The organism is Terrirhizobium terrae (genome assembly GCF_030323265.1).
Lineage (GTDB): Bacteria > Pseudomonadota > Alphaproteobacteria > Rhizobiales > Rhizobiaceae > Neorhizobium.
Genome location: NZ_CP104991.1, coordinates 678275 through 692509, shown reverse-complemented (window position 1 = coordinate 692509; position 14235 = coordinate 678275). Strand labels below are relative to the sequence as shown.

At 55.5% G+C, this 14235-nt stretch carries 13 protein-coding genes and 1 pseudogene; 8 read left to right on the top strand and 6 right to left on the bottom strand.

All coding sequences use genetic code 11. The features are described from left to right. The first annotated feature begins 185 nt into the window (after positions 1-185). Both N7E02_RS07300 and N7E02_RS07295 read left to right on the top strand, forming a co-directional pair. Complete coding sequence (locus tag N7E02_RS07300; RefSeq protein ID WP_286578656.1) at positions 186-329, top strand: hypothetical protein; 144 nt, start codon at positions 186-188, stop codon at positions 327-329. Positions 330-617: 288 nt separating this feature from the next. After that, on the top strand, positions 618-779 hold the full coding sequence (locus tag N7E02_RS07295) for a hypothetical protein (protein WP_286578655.1): 162 nt from the start codon (positions 618-620) through the stop codon (positions 777-779). A 91-nt stretch (positions 780-870) separates the two neighbouring features. Here the strand turns inward: N7E02_RS07295 and N7E02_RS07290 are convergent. The 3 genes from N7E02_RS07290 to N7E02_RS07280 form a co-directional block, all read right to left on the bottom strand. Then, positions 871-1648, bottom strand: a protein-coding gene (locus tag N7E02_RS07290) for an IS5 family transposase (protein WP_286579094.1) whose coding sequence is annotated in 2 segments (ribosomal slippage) — positions 871-1320 and positions 1322-1648 — 777 coding nt in all. Because the reading frame shifts where the segments join, the coding sequence is not laid out codon by codon here. Positions 1649-1723: 75 nt separating this feature from the next. After that, positions 1724-2413: an HAD-IA family hydrolase gene (locus N7E02_RS07285; RefSeq protein WP_286578654.1), complete on the bottom strand. Its 690-nt coding sequence runs from the start codon at positions 2411-2413 to the stop codon at positions 1724-1726. Positions 2414-2419: 6 nt separating this feature from the next. Then, positions 2420-2593, bottom strand: coding sequence for a DUF3606 domain-containing protein (locus N7E02_RS07280; RefSeq protein ID WP_286578653.1), 174 nt, complete (start codon positions 2591-2593; stop codon positions 2420-2422). A 515-nt stretch (positions 2594-3108) separates the two neighbouring features. On the opposite strand from N7E02_RS07280, the gene N7E02_RS07275 reads away from it, so the two are divergent. Then, a complete protein-coding gene (locus tag N7E02_RS07275; protein ID WP_286578652.1) occupies positions 3109-3519 on the top strand; it encodes a PAS domain-containing protein in 411 nt (136 codons plus the stop codon). Here N7E02_RS07275 and N7E02_RS07270 read toward each other — a convergent pair. Then, positions 3516-3857: an ArsR/SmtB family transcription factor gene (locus N7E02_RS07270; protein ID WP_286578651.1), complete on the bottom strand. Its 342-nt coding sequence runs from the start codon at positions 3855-3857 to the stop codon at positions 3516-3518. The two genes, N7E02_RS07275 and N7E02_RS07270, sit on opposite strands and share 4 nt — an antisense overlap. A gap of 950 nt (positions 3858-4807) precedes the next feature. Here N7E02_RS07270 and N7E02_RS30015 point away from each other — a divergent pair. Next, the gene (locus tag N7E02_RS30015; RefSeq protein ID WP_286579108.1) at positions 4808-5092 is read left to right on the top strand and encodes a hypothetical protein; all 285 of its coding nucleotides are present in this window, start codon (positions 4808-4810) and stop codon (positions 5090-5092) included. A 22-nt stretch (positions 5093-5114) separates the two neighbouring features. On the opposite strand, the gene N7E02_RS07260 is transcribed toward N7E02_RS30015, so the two are convergent. Further along, a complete protein-coding gene (locus tag N7E02_RS07260) occupies positions 5115-7097 on the bottom strand; it encodes a putative bifunctional diguanylate cyclase/phosphodiesterase (protein ID WP_286578650.1) in 1983 nt (660 codons plus the stop codon). A gap of 257 nt (positions 7098-7354) precedes the next feature. Between N7E02_RS07260 and N7E02_RS07255 the strand changes: the two genes are divergently transcribed. Further along, entirely contained in the window at positions 7355-8398 is a 1044-nt protein-coding gene (locus N7E02_RS07255; protein WP_286578649.1) for a class I SAM-dependent methyltransferase, read from the top strand. Between the two features lie 647 nt (positions 8399-9045). Here N7E02_RS07255 and N7E02_RS07250 read toward each other — a convergent pair. After that, positions 9046-9282: pseudogene (locus N7E02_RS07250) on the bottom strand (DUF982 domain-containing protein); the annotation flags it as partial. Positions 9283-10063: 781 nt separating this feature from the next. Between N7E02_RS07250 and N7E02_RS07245 the strand changes: the two are divergent. The 3 genes from N7E02_RS07245 to N7E02_RS07235 are packed head-to-tail and all read left to right on the top strand — an operon-like array spanning position 10064 to position 12886. After that, on the top strand, positions 10064-10816 hold the full coding sequence (locus N7E02_RS07245; protein ID WP_286578648.1) for an MHYT domain-containing protein: 753 nt from the start codon (positions 10064-10066) through the stop codon (positions 10814-10816). Further along, on the top strand, positions 10813-12417 hold the full coding sequence (locus N7E02_RS07240) for a putative bifunctional diguanylate cyclase/phosphodiesterase (protein WP_286578647.1): 1605 nt from the start codon (positions 10813-10815) through the stop codon (positions 12415-12417). The genes N7E02_RS07245 and N7E02_RS07240 overlap by 4 nt, the downstream gene beginning before the upstream one ends. Before the next feature lie 10 nt (positions 12418-12427). Beyond that, on the top strand, positions 12428-12886 hold the full coding sequence (locus N7E02_RS07235) for a BLUF domain-containing protein (protein WP_286578646.1): 459 nt from the start codon (positions 12428-12430) through the stop codon (positions 12884-12886). Positions 12887-14235 lie beyond the last annotated feature (1349 nt).

Sequence of the window (14235 nt, the reverse complement as noted above, 5' to 3'; positions counted from 1 at the left end):
GCGGGGCGGCATGCCTTAGATGTTGCTTGAACGCAGTCTACGCAAGGCGGCACCCATGCACGTGGGATATACCTGTCATCCGTTCCCCGAGGTTGAACCTGACTACCCGCCCAACCACTTATAAGGAAACCCTCACAAAGCACGAAGATGGTAACATGGTAAGCAGGATCCGCAGGACTCTGACCGTGGAAGAACGCGCGGCAGCATTCGAGCGTACCAACAAGGTGGCTCAGGAAGCGGCCGACGAGGAGCGTATCCGGCGAGAAGAAAAGAGCGCCAAGCTACGCGCGCTTCGACTTGCCGCTGCAAGCAGGGCCTCCCCGAAGTAACCCCGATTCTTCGAAGGAACAGAGCTCCCCTCTTCCGAGTTCATGACCACCCAGACCGGAGTCACCATATGGATCACATTTCCAATCCTCAGCATGCGGGCGCCAACGACAGCCTCACCTCCCGACGCCTCGCCAAAGATACAGCCTCGAGGATCTCGCGATCGCGACGGGCCTGACAACAGAAGAGATCACGGCGGCCGAGGACGGTGGCGGCGCCGCAAATCACGTCGAGCGCATCGAAAGCGTGCTCCGATAAGAGTGGTTGGTCACGAAACCTAGGACGACGATATGCCTAGCCACGTCGAAAGGTACCGGGACTACTGGGTTGGCATCTACAGTCCCGGTGCGCGCTTCGCCGTGATCACCGCACCTGAAAGCAATGCCGTTCTCGAACTAAGGGAAGCGGCAGCCGCGATCGACGGTGGGCGAAGGGGTGGACGCCTGCCTTGATCGGGCCAAAACTCTGCTGGATCGGCTCATCGAAGGCTCATAGCGCCTCCATGCAACGATGAGCATGGATGACGAGGACCGGCTGCTCGCCTTAGGATGCGGACTCATTAGCTGAGGCGATCCATATCCTTGTGGCTGCGAGTTTGAGTGCCGCAAGGTAATTGTCTGCACGCCGGTCGTATCGCGTCGCAAGGCCGCGCATCTGCTTGATACGATTGAAGAACCGTTCCACGAGGTTGCGCTGACGGTAGACCCAGCGGCTGAAGCTGAATGTCTGCTTTCGGTTGGCCTTTGCAGGGATGTTCGCCCAGCATTTGCGTTGCTTGGCAAAGTTACGAATTGCGTCGGTGTCATATGCCTTGTCCGCGAGGATCGTCGCGCCGGGCTGCAGGTCGCTCAACAGCTTTTCAGCCATTGGTGCATCGGCGGCTTGGCCGGCGGTGAGTTCCAGCCGCACCGGTCTGCCATCTGCATCGACAAGAGCATGGATCTTTGTCGTTAGGCCGCCGCGCGAACGTCCCATGCAAGGATCGGCAGAGCCCCTTTTTAGCGTTGGCACCATGCTGGTGAACACGAACACAGGAACTGTCGATCATCACGATGTCTCCATCGTAACGCTTTGAAACAGCGTCCAGAAGACGATCCCAGACGCCCGCCTTACGCCAGCGGGAGAACCGATTGTAAAGCGTCGTGCGCGGGCCATAACGCTCCGGCACATCTCGCCAGGACGAACCGGTCCTGAAACGCCACAGGATGCCGTTGATCACCCGACGGTCGTCAACGCGTTCAATTCCACGGCTATTGTTCGGCAAGAGAGGTGCGATGATAGCCCATTCTTCGTCGCTCAATTCGTGACGGCGCATGGCAATCTCCTTTCAAGGAAATTGAATCACACAACGTCAACAAGATGAACCCCGGTTATGGGGACACTGCCTAGTGCAGATCTATGGCAGCAGCAGCGATGCTGCCTCGTCCAGGTCTGACACTTCGGCATAAGGCAGCCAGTCCGGGTTGCCAGTCTCGCCCCGTCGGTTCACCCAGATGGCACGCAACCGGAGTTCGTGGCAGGCCTTCATGTCGGTGTACATGCCCATCGCAACATGGACCGTTTCCTCCGGCACCACGTCCATCTCGCGGTAGGCGTGTTCGAAGAGAACTCGCGATGGCTTGTATGCCCGCGCCTGTTGCGACGTTGCGACGAAGTCGATCGGCACGCCGATTCCGGCTGCGGTCGGCCCGATGAGGTCGTCATCGGAATTGGTGAAGATTGCGAGCTTGTAGCGGTCCCGCAGCCGCCGCAGGGCATCTGGCACATCTGGATGTGGATCCATCTTGGAGGGTGCATATGCGAAGCGCTCGATTTCATCCGCGCCAGGGGACACGCCGTGCTCCCGGAAAGCGGCCATGAAGCCGATCCGCAGGATGTCCTTGAAGAGGCGATGGGGTTGCTCCGCGGTCAGCCTACGGCTCTGGGCGGAGAAGCTGCCGAGGATCGCCGCGACCTTGTCACCATCACTGTCCTGGTGCTCAGCCAAAACCTCGCCGATCTCGTGCAGGAACACCTCGTGCCACCGCACGAGCGTGCCATAGCAATCGAAGGTGATCACCTTCGGTTCGGGATCAAGAGAGAGCATCGATGACTACTTCTTCAGGTTCGCTTCGACCTTGTGTCGGCTATTACCGACGTTGTCGACGGTCTTCTCGACCTTGTCCTTTGATGCCCCAGTCTTCTCGGCTTCGTACTGCACTTCATGGTCCTGACCGCCCGCGACCAGCTTGCGATCCTGCGCCCTTCCCCGTGATGTCGTAGCCATTTCAGCCTCCTGGTTGTTGTCCTCGGCATTGAACGCAAATCCGGTTCATGCGGTTCCACACTCAAGTCGCGAGGCATTGATCACAGATGCCGCAGCCATCCTCATCGATGTCCGCGTTAACCATGACCGTGAGAAAGCGAGCTTAGGTTTTTGGTGCGTCGTCTGGCCAGTTCAACGCTTCACTACAGGCGTATTCCAAAACCCGAAGCCCAACATCACTCATCAATCCGTCTGCCTCAGCCATGGGGATGAACACTGACGCATTTTAGATGTTTCCAAAACCGGCGCGATAGTGACATCGATGCGCAGCGTTCTTCGAATCAAGGCCGTCACTACTGGCGGAGCTGCTGACCTACAGGCTGCGTGTTAGGATGGTAACGCCGGGAAGCTAACGCTCGCTTTTCATTCGGTCCGAAATCCTTGACCGGTTGAAAGAAGCGGAATAACGAAGATGCACTTGAAGTTGAATGCGCGATCCCTAAAATTCAAGGATCGATGTTGTTTTTGGATAGCTAATGCGCACTTTGGATGAGGTTTTATATGTGGCCCACACAACGGGCGATGCACCACCCGAAGTTGGCTTCTTTACGTGGGATGTGCCAGAAAACATTCTTTACGCTGATCGGGCTCTCGCCGACCTGTTTGGTTTAGATCCTAAAGTTTCATCGCAAGGCTCACCAATAGAGGCTTATCTCGACCGTGTTCATCCGGAAGATAGATCTCGGCTGGCCAAGACGATCCGAGACAGCATCGTCGCGGATCGGCCCCAGCAGGAAAGCTACCGGGTCAAGAACACAGAGGGACACTATGTTTTCGTCACAGGCTTTGGCCGCGGATTTCGAGACCAGGACGGAGACATCGTGCGATATGTTGGCATTGTTATACCCATGATTGCCCAGGCCTCGCCAACCCACCAACCACATTAGCGCTTACGAGTACGCGGCCGGGTGGCGTCAGGGTCATGAGCCTCAACCCTAAGTTCGAGCGACTGCAGGCTCGCCAGAATCTTTCGGACGCCAGGATGACTTGTCGAATAGTAGACGTTCTGAGCGTCGCGACGCGTCGCAACTAGCTTATCTTGTCGAAGCCTAGCCAAATGTTGCGATAGAGCCGACTGGCTGAGGCCGACCTCTTTTGCCAGATCACCTACGCCCACTTCTCGCTCCGAGATAATGCGCATGATCTCGAGGCGTTTACTGTTGGCGAGGGCTGAGAGTAGCTTCGTATGGTGTTCAATTGCGTCGTCTGGAAACACGTCATCCATCCTGATGAGAATCAACTAATGAAGCAGTAACTCATAATACATTACTCTAAAGAAAAAAGGGTGCGCCCTAATCGGTCGCAAGGATTTGCGATCAGTCTCGTGTCGGTTAGAGCTAGCGCTTGATTACTCCCTTCCCGTTGATGGGAGCCACCTATTGCCTGTACCGAGACATGGTTACTGACTAGTGCCCTAGGTGGTGGCGGCACTGCAAATTGCCGCTTTTGGGCAGGACACTCGTTGCACTTGCAGTAGTCGATGACAGTTGAAAGGGCGATCCAAGGTCAACCTCCTCCACGACCGGGAAGTCTGACTGGATTGCCAGCCTTACCGCCAACGCCCTCGCCGAATTCGATTCCAATCAGTTGCTCGGCCGCGCGGATACCCCGTGATGAGCCGGATCATAATCGCGCATCGACCTGCACTAATCGATGCTTCGGGAACCACCGCGGCTTTCTAAGCGACAGCGCTTCCAACGATCGAAGGGGCTGCAGGTGTTGCAGCGCAAAGGGCAAGAGATTTTCGACGCGTTTTTCCGGTATCAGTCATCGATAAAACTCCATCATGTTGGTGTAGGGTCGACGATCAGCTTTCTTTAAGAAAAGTCGCGGCGCGACTGCTTACGACCAGATACGCGACACCAGCCGTTGCGCTTGCCCCAGGTACGATCATCAAACCGAACGAAAGAGAATCAGGCACTTGCTCTGCCTGGTCGAAATCACCCACGATTCCCACAAAAAGGTGACCAGCCGTTGAAGTTTCGACCGGCTACGGTCAAAGCCTTGGCGGTTTTTCATCAGCCAAATGGCGGAGTGGAAGCGACCGGCTGAAACGCGAAGCCTCCACATTGCGTAGCGTTGGAGCCGGCTACGGCGATAATCCCTGCATTGCCGGCGAGCAATGTCTTCAGCTTGGCGTTCTCATCTCCAGCGCCTGGTCGCCTCGGATATCCCATGCTCGCGGCAAAGATCAGCCGCTTTCGCTCCAGGCTCCTACTCCTGCAAAACCGTAATGACCTGCCAGCCTCCGCCGAACACGCCATTGTTGAGACGGAATTCCAAACCTTCCGCAATTCGCGGGCAGTCAAAGCTGTCATGCGGCTGACGGCAGTATCGTCCCAAGACGGCATTTCGCACTCCCCCAGCACGCACCGCTTCAAAATGAAGAGTGCTATCTACATTGCGCTCGACACCTATCGAAAAATAGAGGCGGCCGGTCTCAAGGCACTCCTGTATTAGACACGGCTCAAGGCGCGTCCAATCAACCTACGCTGTTTTTTGACGGTAGAAATGGCAGCACGTTATTGGTTGCGAATTGATCCGCCGGCGCAGGTCGCGCAATGTGATAGCCTTGAAGATGATGAATGCCGTACTGTAGCATCAGTCTTTGATGCTCGACCGTCTCTACACCTTCCACCAGAATTCTTACTCCACGATTTCTCAGGAGGTTGATGATATCGAGGAGCATTCTCCTGCCTCTATCCGTATGAGAGTCGTGCAGGAAGGAACGATCGATCTTTACCGTATCGAAATCTATCAGGCGCAACCAGGACAACCCCGCGAAGCCTGTCCCAAAATCATCTAGCCAGACCTGGATGCCCAACTTTCGCAGATCGCTGATGCATCGGACAAGGTCTTGATCGATTTCGAGCTCTACACCTTCGGTAATCTCGAATGCGAGCCTCTCGCCATCTATCGCGAATTCCGCCAATGTGGCGGCGACGTAGTCTGCGAACCCAGGCATTTTTAACTCGATTGGAGATACATTGACGCTCGCAACACGAACCAGATCCGTTGCCAACAGATCACAGCACGTCGTCCGTATAGCCCAACGTCCGAGCGCAACGATCGCGCCCGTCCTTTCCGCGACTGGAATGAAGACATCAGGTCCGACCGGCGTTCCATCAAGCATCTTCAAGCGCATTAATGCCTCCGCACTATCAAGCATGCCAGTCTGCATGTTGCGGATTGGCTGATAGACGAGCGAGACTAGCTTTTGATCGAGTGCAATTTTGAGGGTTGCAGCAACATCTTCACGGTCAATGCTGTAATTTGGATCCGTGGCGTCGAAGACCGCGACAATATTGCGACCGCCGGCTTTTGCCGCATAAAGCGCCCGATCAGCTTCGTGAACAACCTTGTCGACCTGCCTGATTTCATTTCGGGTACACGAGACGCCGACGCTGACAGTAATTATCGGGGTTCCATCTCGCCTATGCTGGTGCGGCAGAGCCATCTCTACAACTCCCCGACGTATCGCTTCCGCAAGCTCCTTCACGTCGTCAGGGCTGGATGACGATTTGATAACGATGAATTCTTCACCGCCGTAGCGCCCAATAACTGCTCCATGAGACGAGGCCGTCTGTTGGAGTTGTTCGGATATCGTAACAAGGCATTGGTCGCCTAGCTGATGCCCGTAGCAATCATTGTAGTGTTTGAAGTAGTCAACATCGATGAGTAGGACTGCAAATGATGCGCGATCGTCGTGCCAGCGCTGCCAGTAGTCACGTAGACGTTGATCGATAGCTCGACGGTTCTCCAGCCCGGTAAGGGAGTCGGTGTTCGAGAGATGCAACAGGGCCTTGCCTCTCTCGCCGGCCGCTGCTTGCTGTAGGCTTGCCTCGAGCGCGTTGAGAAAAACCTTGTACCGCTCTTTATTGAGTTCAAGATTTACGTACGCAGTGAAAATGAAACACGAGATACAGAATGCACCCAATATCAGCTTATGAGTGAGAGGCATTGGCTCGAAAACACATAGAGCGCCTATGAAGATGATCATATTCGCTGCGGACGATGCTATCGCCACGGGGGATCGAAACCGGAAAAAGAGATTGACGCTCATCATGAAGATCGCGCCAAAAACCATGTAGTACGACAATGCCGCCCGATCCTCGGTCATCTGCGCCATAACCAGCCACACCAGGTAGCCTGTTGACACAGAGATCGCCGAAGCCACATCGATTGTGTTTGCTATCGCTTTGCGACGGAGCAAAAATTCCAAGACGCCCAGCGCGCTAAGACCGACAATGAATCGCCCAAGAACCGTGCTTTGGGCGACATCGGCGATGAAGAGATAGTCCGTAAGCGAGTAAGCAAGGTACGCGCCAACAGCGATCCAGAGCCCCCTTCGCGTAGCACTCTTGCGTTCGCTCTCGCTATTCAGATCGAATAAGGCTCGCAGCTCTTGTGTCGAATATTTCGAACTGGGATTCATAGCTGCGTTTTCGGCCAACACGTGCATCATGCCCTGTCACCCAACATCTGGCGCAGTCACTCGATGCGGACCGCTAGCTGAAGGTGGATAGCCTTGCGTGTACTTCGCTTCAATTAACATCGGCGACGCAGAGGCGTAACCGCACGGAATTGTTCCAACTTCGCTAATATTCTCTGAATGTTACATCGGCCTTAATGAAATCGTGCAACTTTCGGATGCTTCGCGTCGGCACAAATGCTGACGATTTTAGCGAATAATTTTGATCTTCATTAACTTTAGAGGTTCACGTGGCAAAGCCCGCTTTTTCTCTCGACGGCCAAAGCTTGATCACTCCGCAATCTGTCAGCAATCACCTTGTTACTTACACAGAGGCGCAGGTCTACGACTTAGTGCAGACTGCAGCCGCTGAGTTTGCGATCATCATCAACGTTGCCATGCAACGGTTATCATCCACCCATGACCGTGCAGATGCAGTAAAGTGGCTTATTACCCAACTCCATGACGTCCGCCTGAAGTACGGCGCAGCCGTATGGCAGAAACTTGCACCGATCATTAGATCGCACTCTTCTGCCGAGGTTCTGCGGCAGTGCCCCTTTACCAATTGGTCATTCGAGAAACCTCGGGGCTACTCCGGCGACGCCACCCTTATCGATTTCATCTATCAGCACCCAGCAATAGCTGAGGATGTTGCGAAAACCACACCCCTTGGCCGAGACATCTACGAGTACACCATCAATGCCCCAGGTCCGGTCGCGGTAAGGGAAAGGCGCGATATCCTTGCCAAATTCGTTGATGACACGGCTAGGCGGGTAGGCTTCGATACGGAAATCCTAGCGATTGCTGCCGGTCATCTTCGTGAGGCAGAGACATCTGATGCCCTGGCTGAAAATCGCCTCAAGCGGTGGGTCGCCCTAGATCAGGATCCTGTTAGCATCGACACGATTGCCACACAATTCAGAAACACTTGTATCGAGCCCATGGACGGCTCAGTTCGTGGGCTTCTTGCCAGAAAGCATCAGATAGGGTCATTCGATCTAATCTACGCAGCCGGCCTCTACGACTACCTTAGCGACAAAGTAGCGATCCGGCTGACGCAGGTTTGCTTGGAAATGTTAAAGCCCGGCGGAACCTTCTTGTTCGCGAACTTCTCAGACGAGATGGCCGACGACGGCTATATGGAATCCTACATGAACTGGGAGCTTTTGCAGAGATCCGAAGCAGATATGTGGCGGATAGCCCACTCCAGCGAGACGGCCGATACAGTGAACACCTCGGTGTGGTACGGTCACAACAGGAACATCATTTACACCACCATCCGGAAGAAATCATAGGCGAACAATACCTCTGTCCTTCGCCAGAACGATATTAATAGGGCTCCGACAGTACGCTGGAGCCCCTAAATCAGGTTCAAAATTCTAGCGAGCTATGCCAGCGTTTCCGGCACTGCCGCTCGCCGTGGTGCTGGCGGGGCCAGTGGGTAGCGATACGCGCGTTTTGACCGGGGCACAATCGGCGTGGCGGCAATGATGCTCTTGCTTTGCCGGCCTTGCGGCGCGTTTTTCATTTTTTGCGCCGCTTATCTGGTTTTCCACCCGAACGCAACAAAGCCCAGGTCACTTGACATGGAAACTTGACACGGAACACCGACGCTCAAGAATCCGGCGCAACAATCCTCCACGCCGGCCACCCTTCAAGAGTGATGCCGCCGGTAGAGGTCGACCAATGCTGCCTGCACATCATCAATCGACACCGGTACTGGATCCCCTGGCGACTGTCGAAGGGCCGGGCACCAATCTGAAGCGTAGAGGTCGGACGCCCAAGCGGCCAATATAGTCCGCTTGTTATAGACAGACAATGCTGAGGTTTCTTTCACATCGCTAGGCTGTTCAAGTCGCAGGCCTGCATCAAAACCACAGGCCGCACGGCATGGGCTCTGTCGGCCAGTTGGTGGACTATCTCTGCGTCCATAATTCCACCCTCATTCGACCTGTGGATCTTTGTCGCTGCGCGACCGAGCAACCACACCCGCCGGCGTCTCGACCGCTACGAGATCATGTTTCTGCGCGAATGCTTCGAACAAAACCTGTGCAGTCTCTGCTTCGATTTCGCCACGCAGTGCCGCCTGGCATGCGTTTAGCGCCACAGCGTGAGCTCTGTTCCTGAAGGAGATTGGCCACTCGACAAGGTGTCGACATGCATCGGTCACCCCGCGGACTCAAACCAGTCTTGCATTGCTCTTGAAAGGGATACGAACCGAAACCTCAGCCGTTTACCTGGTGCGTCGGATGTATGTTGAAGCTCTCTTCCGTGCGTCGAGATCTGGTGTTGTACCTCGTCGATTGTCCTGTACCCAACTGGAAGTTCATGGCGGGCAATCACACTTTCATGCCAAGACTATCGTTCGAAACAGGGCGAAGACCGCAGCGATCGCGAGATACCGAGCAGCAGGGGGCGCAGGATCTGATCACTGCCTCTCTTCGCGATCAAGGAGGAGCAGATAAGTCCGATCATTGACTCGGGCACCAGCGCGGATGCCTGAACCATATCCTCGGTCCCGATACTGTCGAAGAGAAACAGCATCGTAAGCGAGAAGGCGCAGCCGACCGCGATATTGAGCGCCAGCGTGCCGCGTCGGTGCTGCTTTTCTGGTGCTGGTAGATCAGCGCCAGCGGTGCCGCACCGGTCTATGTCACCGTGCCGAAGGAGCCGGCCACCCGCCAGTGATCACCAGCGCCGGAGCGCTCGGCTCGGCACGAAGGTTTTCGAAGTGATCGCTTTGTCACTCTTAGAACCGAGCCAGATGTCCAACGCGTCGGCGACGATGATTGCGAGGCGGAAGGTCGGTAAATCTGTCGCACGCGGCAGCGCAAAACTTCCACAGCCTTCCATACGTTGTATATTGATTTACTACGTTAGTAGGCAGCAAGATATCGTGCCTATACTGCATCGATCGTTAGGGTATCGCTGGTAGGCATACTCCTGCAAGGAGAACTGCCATGAACGCGATCTATAGCTGTATCAGCGAAGGCCACGACCGGATTCTGCTCCTGATTGCAGCGCTGGTCTGCAGCATTGGCGTCTATGCTTCGTTTTCTGTCGCGCAGCACGCGGGTCGGCTGGACGGTTGCACCCGGACATGGTGGTCAGTCGTCGCAATCGTCGCTGCTGGTAGCACCGCTTGGGCGACACATATGATCGCTCTGCTTGCGTTTCGGCCGGGAATGCTAAGCGGCTTTGATCCGGTGATGACGGCTGCATCACTGATACTGACGATTGTCGGGATCGGAACAGCTGTCGGCACTGCAATCAGCACCCGCCACCGTTCACGCCGCCTGATCTCGGGTTTCATACTTGGCCTCAGCATCACGCTTTTGCATCACCTCGGCCAGTCAGCATACCTTGTCACCGGGCAAACTGGTTGGAACGACAGCCTTGTGGCTCTCTCAATCTTGCTGTCAATGCCTCTCATTTGCGGGGCGATGGTCTTCGCAGGTGAGAGACGTCGCGGTCTAAGGCACCTCGCAGCTCCGTCTCTAGTCATCGGTATTGCCATTCTTCATTTCACCGGGATGACCGCGCTGCAGCTGCAGTTCGATCCAAGCATCGACCTTCCCCCTCAACCCTTTCGCCGGACGTCATTGCCCCTATTGTCGCTTCAGTGGGCGCAGGACTGTTGGTACTGGCAGTCCACGGCCTGCGCTTCAGCTTGGCTGCCCGCGTTCGACTTCGGAGCGACGAGCTTCGGTTGAAGCAGCTTGCTGACATGGCAGTGGAGGGTTTGCTGATTTGCGAAAACGACACCGTCCAGGCGATGAACAACAGCTTAGCTTCCCTTTCAGGATACGCCAAAGACAGGCTCGCCGGCGTTCAGATCTCTTCCGTCCTGCCAAACTTGGCGATCTCAGAGATTGCCGAACAGGAAGAAATTGACGCCGAGCTACTTCGTGCTGACGGCAAGCTTGTCCCAGTCCGCGTCCTGCGCAAAACCGTGGCTCTTGGTTCTCGACATCAAACAATCGTGGCTGTCCGCGATCAAAGCGAGCGGTTGACGACCGAGCGCAAGCTACACACTCTGGCCTATTCCGACGCATTGACCGGCCTCTCGAATAGAGTTCACTTCAATCAGTTGCTTGAAGTCACCATGAAACTGGCTGATTCCGATGGAAAATCATTCGCTCTCTTGCTGCTCGATCTCGACCGCTTCAAATCCGTAAATGATACGCTAGGGCATTTGGTCGGGGACGAGCTCCTCAAGCGAGTAGCATCTCGCATTTGCGCTACAGTGGACGCCGCGGACATCGTTGCCCGGCTCGGCGGCGACGAATTCGCTGTCATCGTGCATGACGAGAGCCGAGCCGAAATGATCGCGGGAACAATCATCGAACTCTTGGGCCGGCCATTTTTGATCGAGGCGTCTGTTATCGAGGTTGCTGGAAGTATTGGTGTCGCTACCGCACGGCGGGATGGGCACGAACCAGGCACGCTTTACCGTCATGCTGACCTTGCTCTATATGCCGCTAAGCAGGATGGCGGCGCGACGTCACGGAAGTTCGAGGCGGGGATGAGCGATCGTGCCAAAGCACGAAGGTTGATTGAGCTCGATCTGCGACGTGCACTGACGCGAGAAGAGTTTGCGGTACACTACCAGCCGCAAGTCGATCCAAAATCCGGCAGGTACCAGGGTGCAGAAGCACTCGTTCGCTGGAGACATCCGACCCGCGGCATGGTCTCGCCCGCCGACTTCATACCGCTGGCTGAGGAGATTGGTCTGATAGGCGCGCTCGGAGAATGGGTGCTGCGGACAGCCTGCGAGGAAGCCATGGGTTGGCCGCGCCAACTCTCAGTAGCGGTCAACCTTTCGCCAGTCCAGCTTCGCGACAGCAATATCGCGTCGACCGTCGCGCATATCCTGCAAGAGACAGGATTGCCGGCCACACGCCTTGAGCTTGAGATTACTGAAAGCGCACTGATGCAGGACGAGGATACAACCTATCGGACCCTGCAAAGCTTGAGGAAAATGGGCATCCGCATCTCCATGGATGATTTCGGAACCGGCTATTCGTCGCTCAGATACCTTCAACGTTTCCCGTTTACCAAGATCAAGATCGATCAGTCATTCGTGCGGCAATTGCCAGATAATCCTGACGCGGTGGCTATCGTGCAGGCAATCACTTCGTTGGCCGGAAAACTGCGAATGACCGTAACAGCGGAAGGGGTCGAAACCATGGAACAGCGCGCCTTTACTGTGATAGAGGGGTGCGACCAGATCCAAGGATATCTCATCAGTCGACCGTTGGAACAGACGGCAATCCGAGCGTTATTCACTGCAACCGAAAAAGCCGTGGCCTGAGGACGGAACGATGCCGCTTTACCGACTTCTGTACCGCAGCGAGTACGCATTCTCGGATTTTGCTGGCGCTGCTGACAGGAAAATCGCCGAAATAGTGGAAGCAGCAGAGCGCTCCAACTTGCGCGATAACCTGACAGGGGCAATCATTGCGTCCGATGGTGTATTCATCCAGGCGCTTGAAGGCCCGTTGCCCGCTCTCGAAGCCACATTCGAGCGGATCTGCAAAGACTTGCGCCACAAACGCGTCCGGTTGATTGAGTTTGCTGCAGCCGAAGAACGGGTGTTTCCGGAGTGGCGTATGGTGAGGGTCGACCAGCAGGAGGATGTCGTACGTCTCTGCGCGGGTCTGGATATTCAGCCTGGTCAGCTCGATGTTTCAAGAACCAGCGCTATCATCACATTGATGCGGGCGGTCTTAACCAGCAAGACAGACTCGGGCCAAACCCACGACGAACTTGCTCCCTCATGACCTCGCTGCAACCGGACTGCTAGTTCAGTACCTCACCGGTCTGCCGCTGGTCGTCGGAGGCGGCGTCATAGACTGCTTGACGGCGCAACAGGTCACCGTAATGATTGATGAGTTGACTTACGAGGATTTTGAGACCCGCGGTAAGTCCCACAGTTTTCGTGACGGTGACGCTGTTCTATCGTTTCTAGCTATCACGTTTGAATTATCGCTCGGCGCCATTGCCAGCCTGGTCTTTATCTCAATAATGGCGGAACGATCTCGCTGCTTGGAACCTTCACGTGGGCGGCTCTCGCCGTCGCCGCAAGCTCGATTTTTGCGAACACGGGCGCGTTCGGGAAGGCCAGCAACAGTCGGCCAAAGGGCTGACGATGCGTCGACTCACTCTCTAGGCACAGCTGACGTTTAATTGGTCGACCTACCAATCGAAGGGCTGCTTAGGTGCTCCAGACGAGTTGGGCAAATGCGCTAGCCCGATCACCGCCATGCGAATTCATCCAGCAAAACGGCTTGCGCGCCGCCATCTGTCATGACCCTGCCAACCGTTAATGCCTTTTTTCGGAAAGCCCGCACTCTACCTCGGAAAGTAGCTGGACCGCCTCAATAGCCATCACCACTGCGCCGTAGAGCCCGCCGCAATCGTTCGCCAAAGACTTCCACATCCTTCTAATGGGGTAAGACACGGCGAGATGCCGCCCTGAAACGCAACTTCGACTCATTTCCTGCATGACCGCATCGCGCCGAGTATCCGACTCGATGCCACAGCATCGGTTCCGCGAATAACTCACGCGTTACTGAATCGTTAATCTGATATTCACTACAGCTCCATTGGAACAGTGACGCGACCTACGATCCAACTATGTGTCAGCAGATGATCAAACATGATGGCTGGCTAGCGGCTGCCGAAGAATGCGGCAGCTTCCGACGCATGTACGCGTTGCCAAAGAGATTTCGAGAGCAGAAAAGTCTCCAAGGACATTGTGAAAGATGCCGTGCGTCCCACAGGGTGTTGACGCTCGGCTTCGTCGTAGCCTCGCCAAGCGATCGTGCCTACCCGGAGAGCTCGTGGTCACCTAGACGGAGGACGACCAGTTGACCGCTTCTTTCGCGGCCTCCAGTCATTTCCGAAATTTTTCCGGAAAGAATACTGCGTCTTGCTCCACTTTTATGATCCGACCGTTTCAGACACCGAGCCCATATGGGTGTCTATCGGGGGTTCCAGGCCCGACAACGAGACACAATAAATAAGGACGCATGGATAACAGGTTAGGGCTGAGCCACGCGACGGTAGAGGCTGTCATCGCCTGCAAGGCTTACGGGGTCCTTTCCCTTTTGTCGGCCGTTGAAGCGCG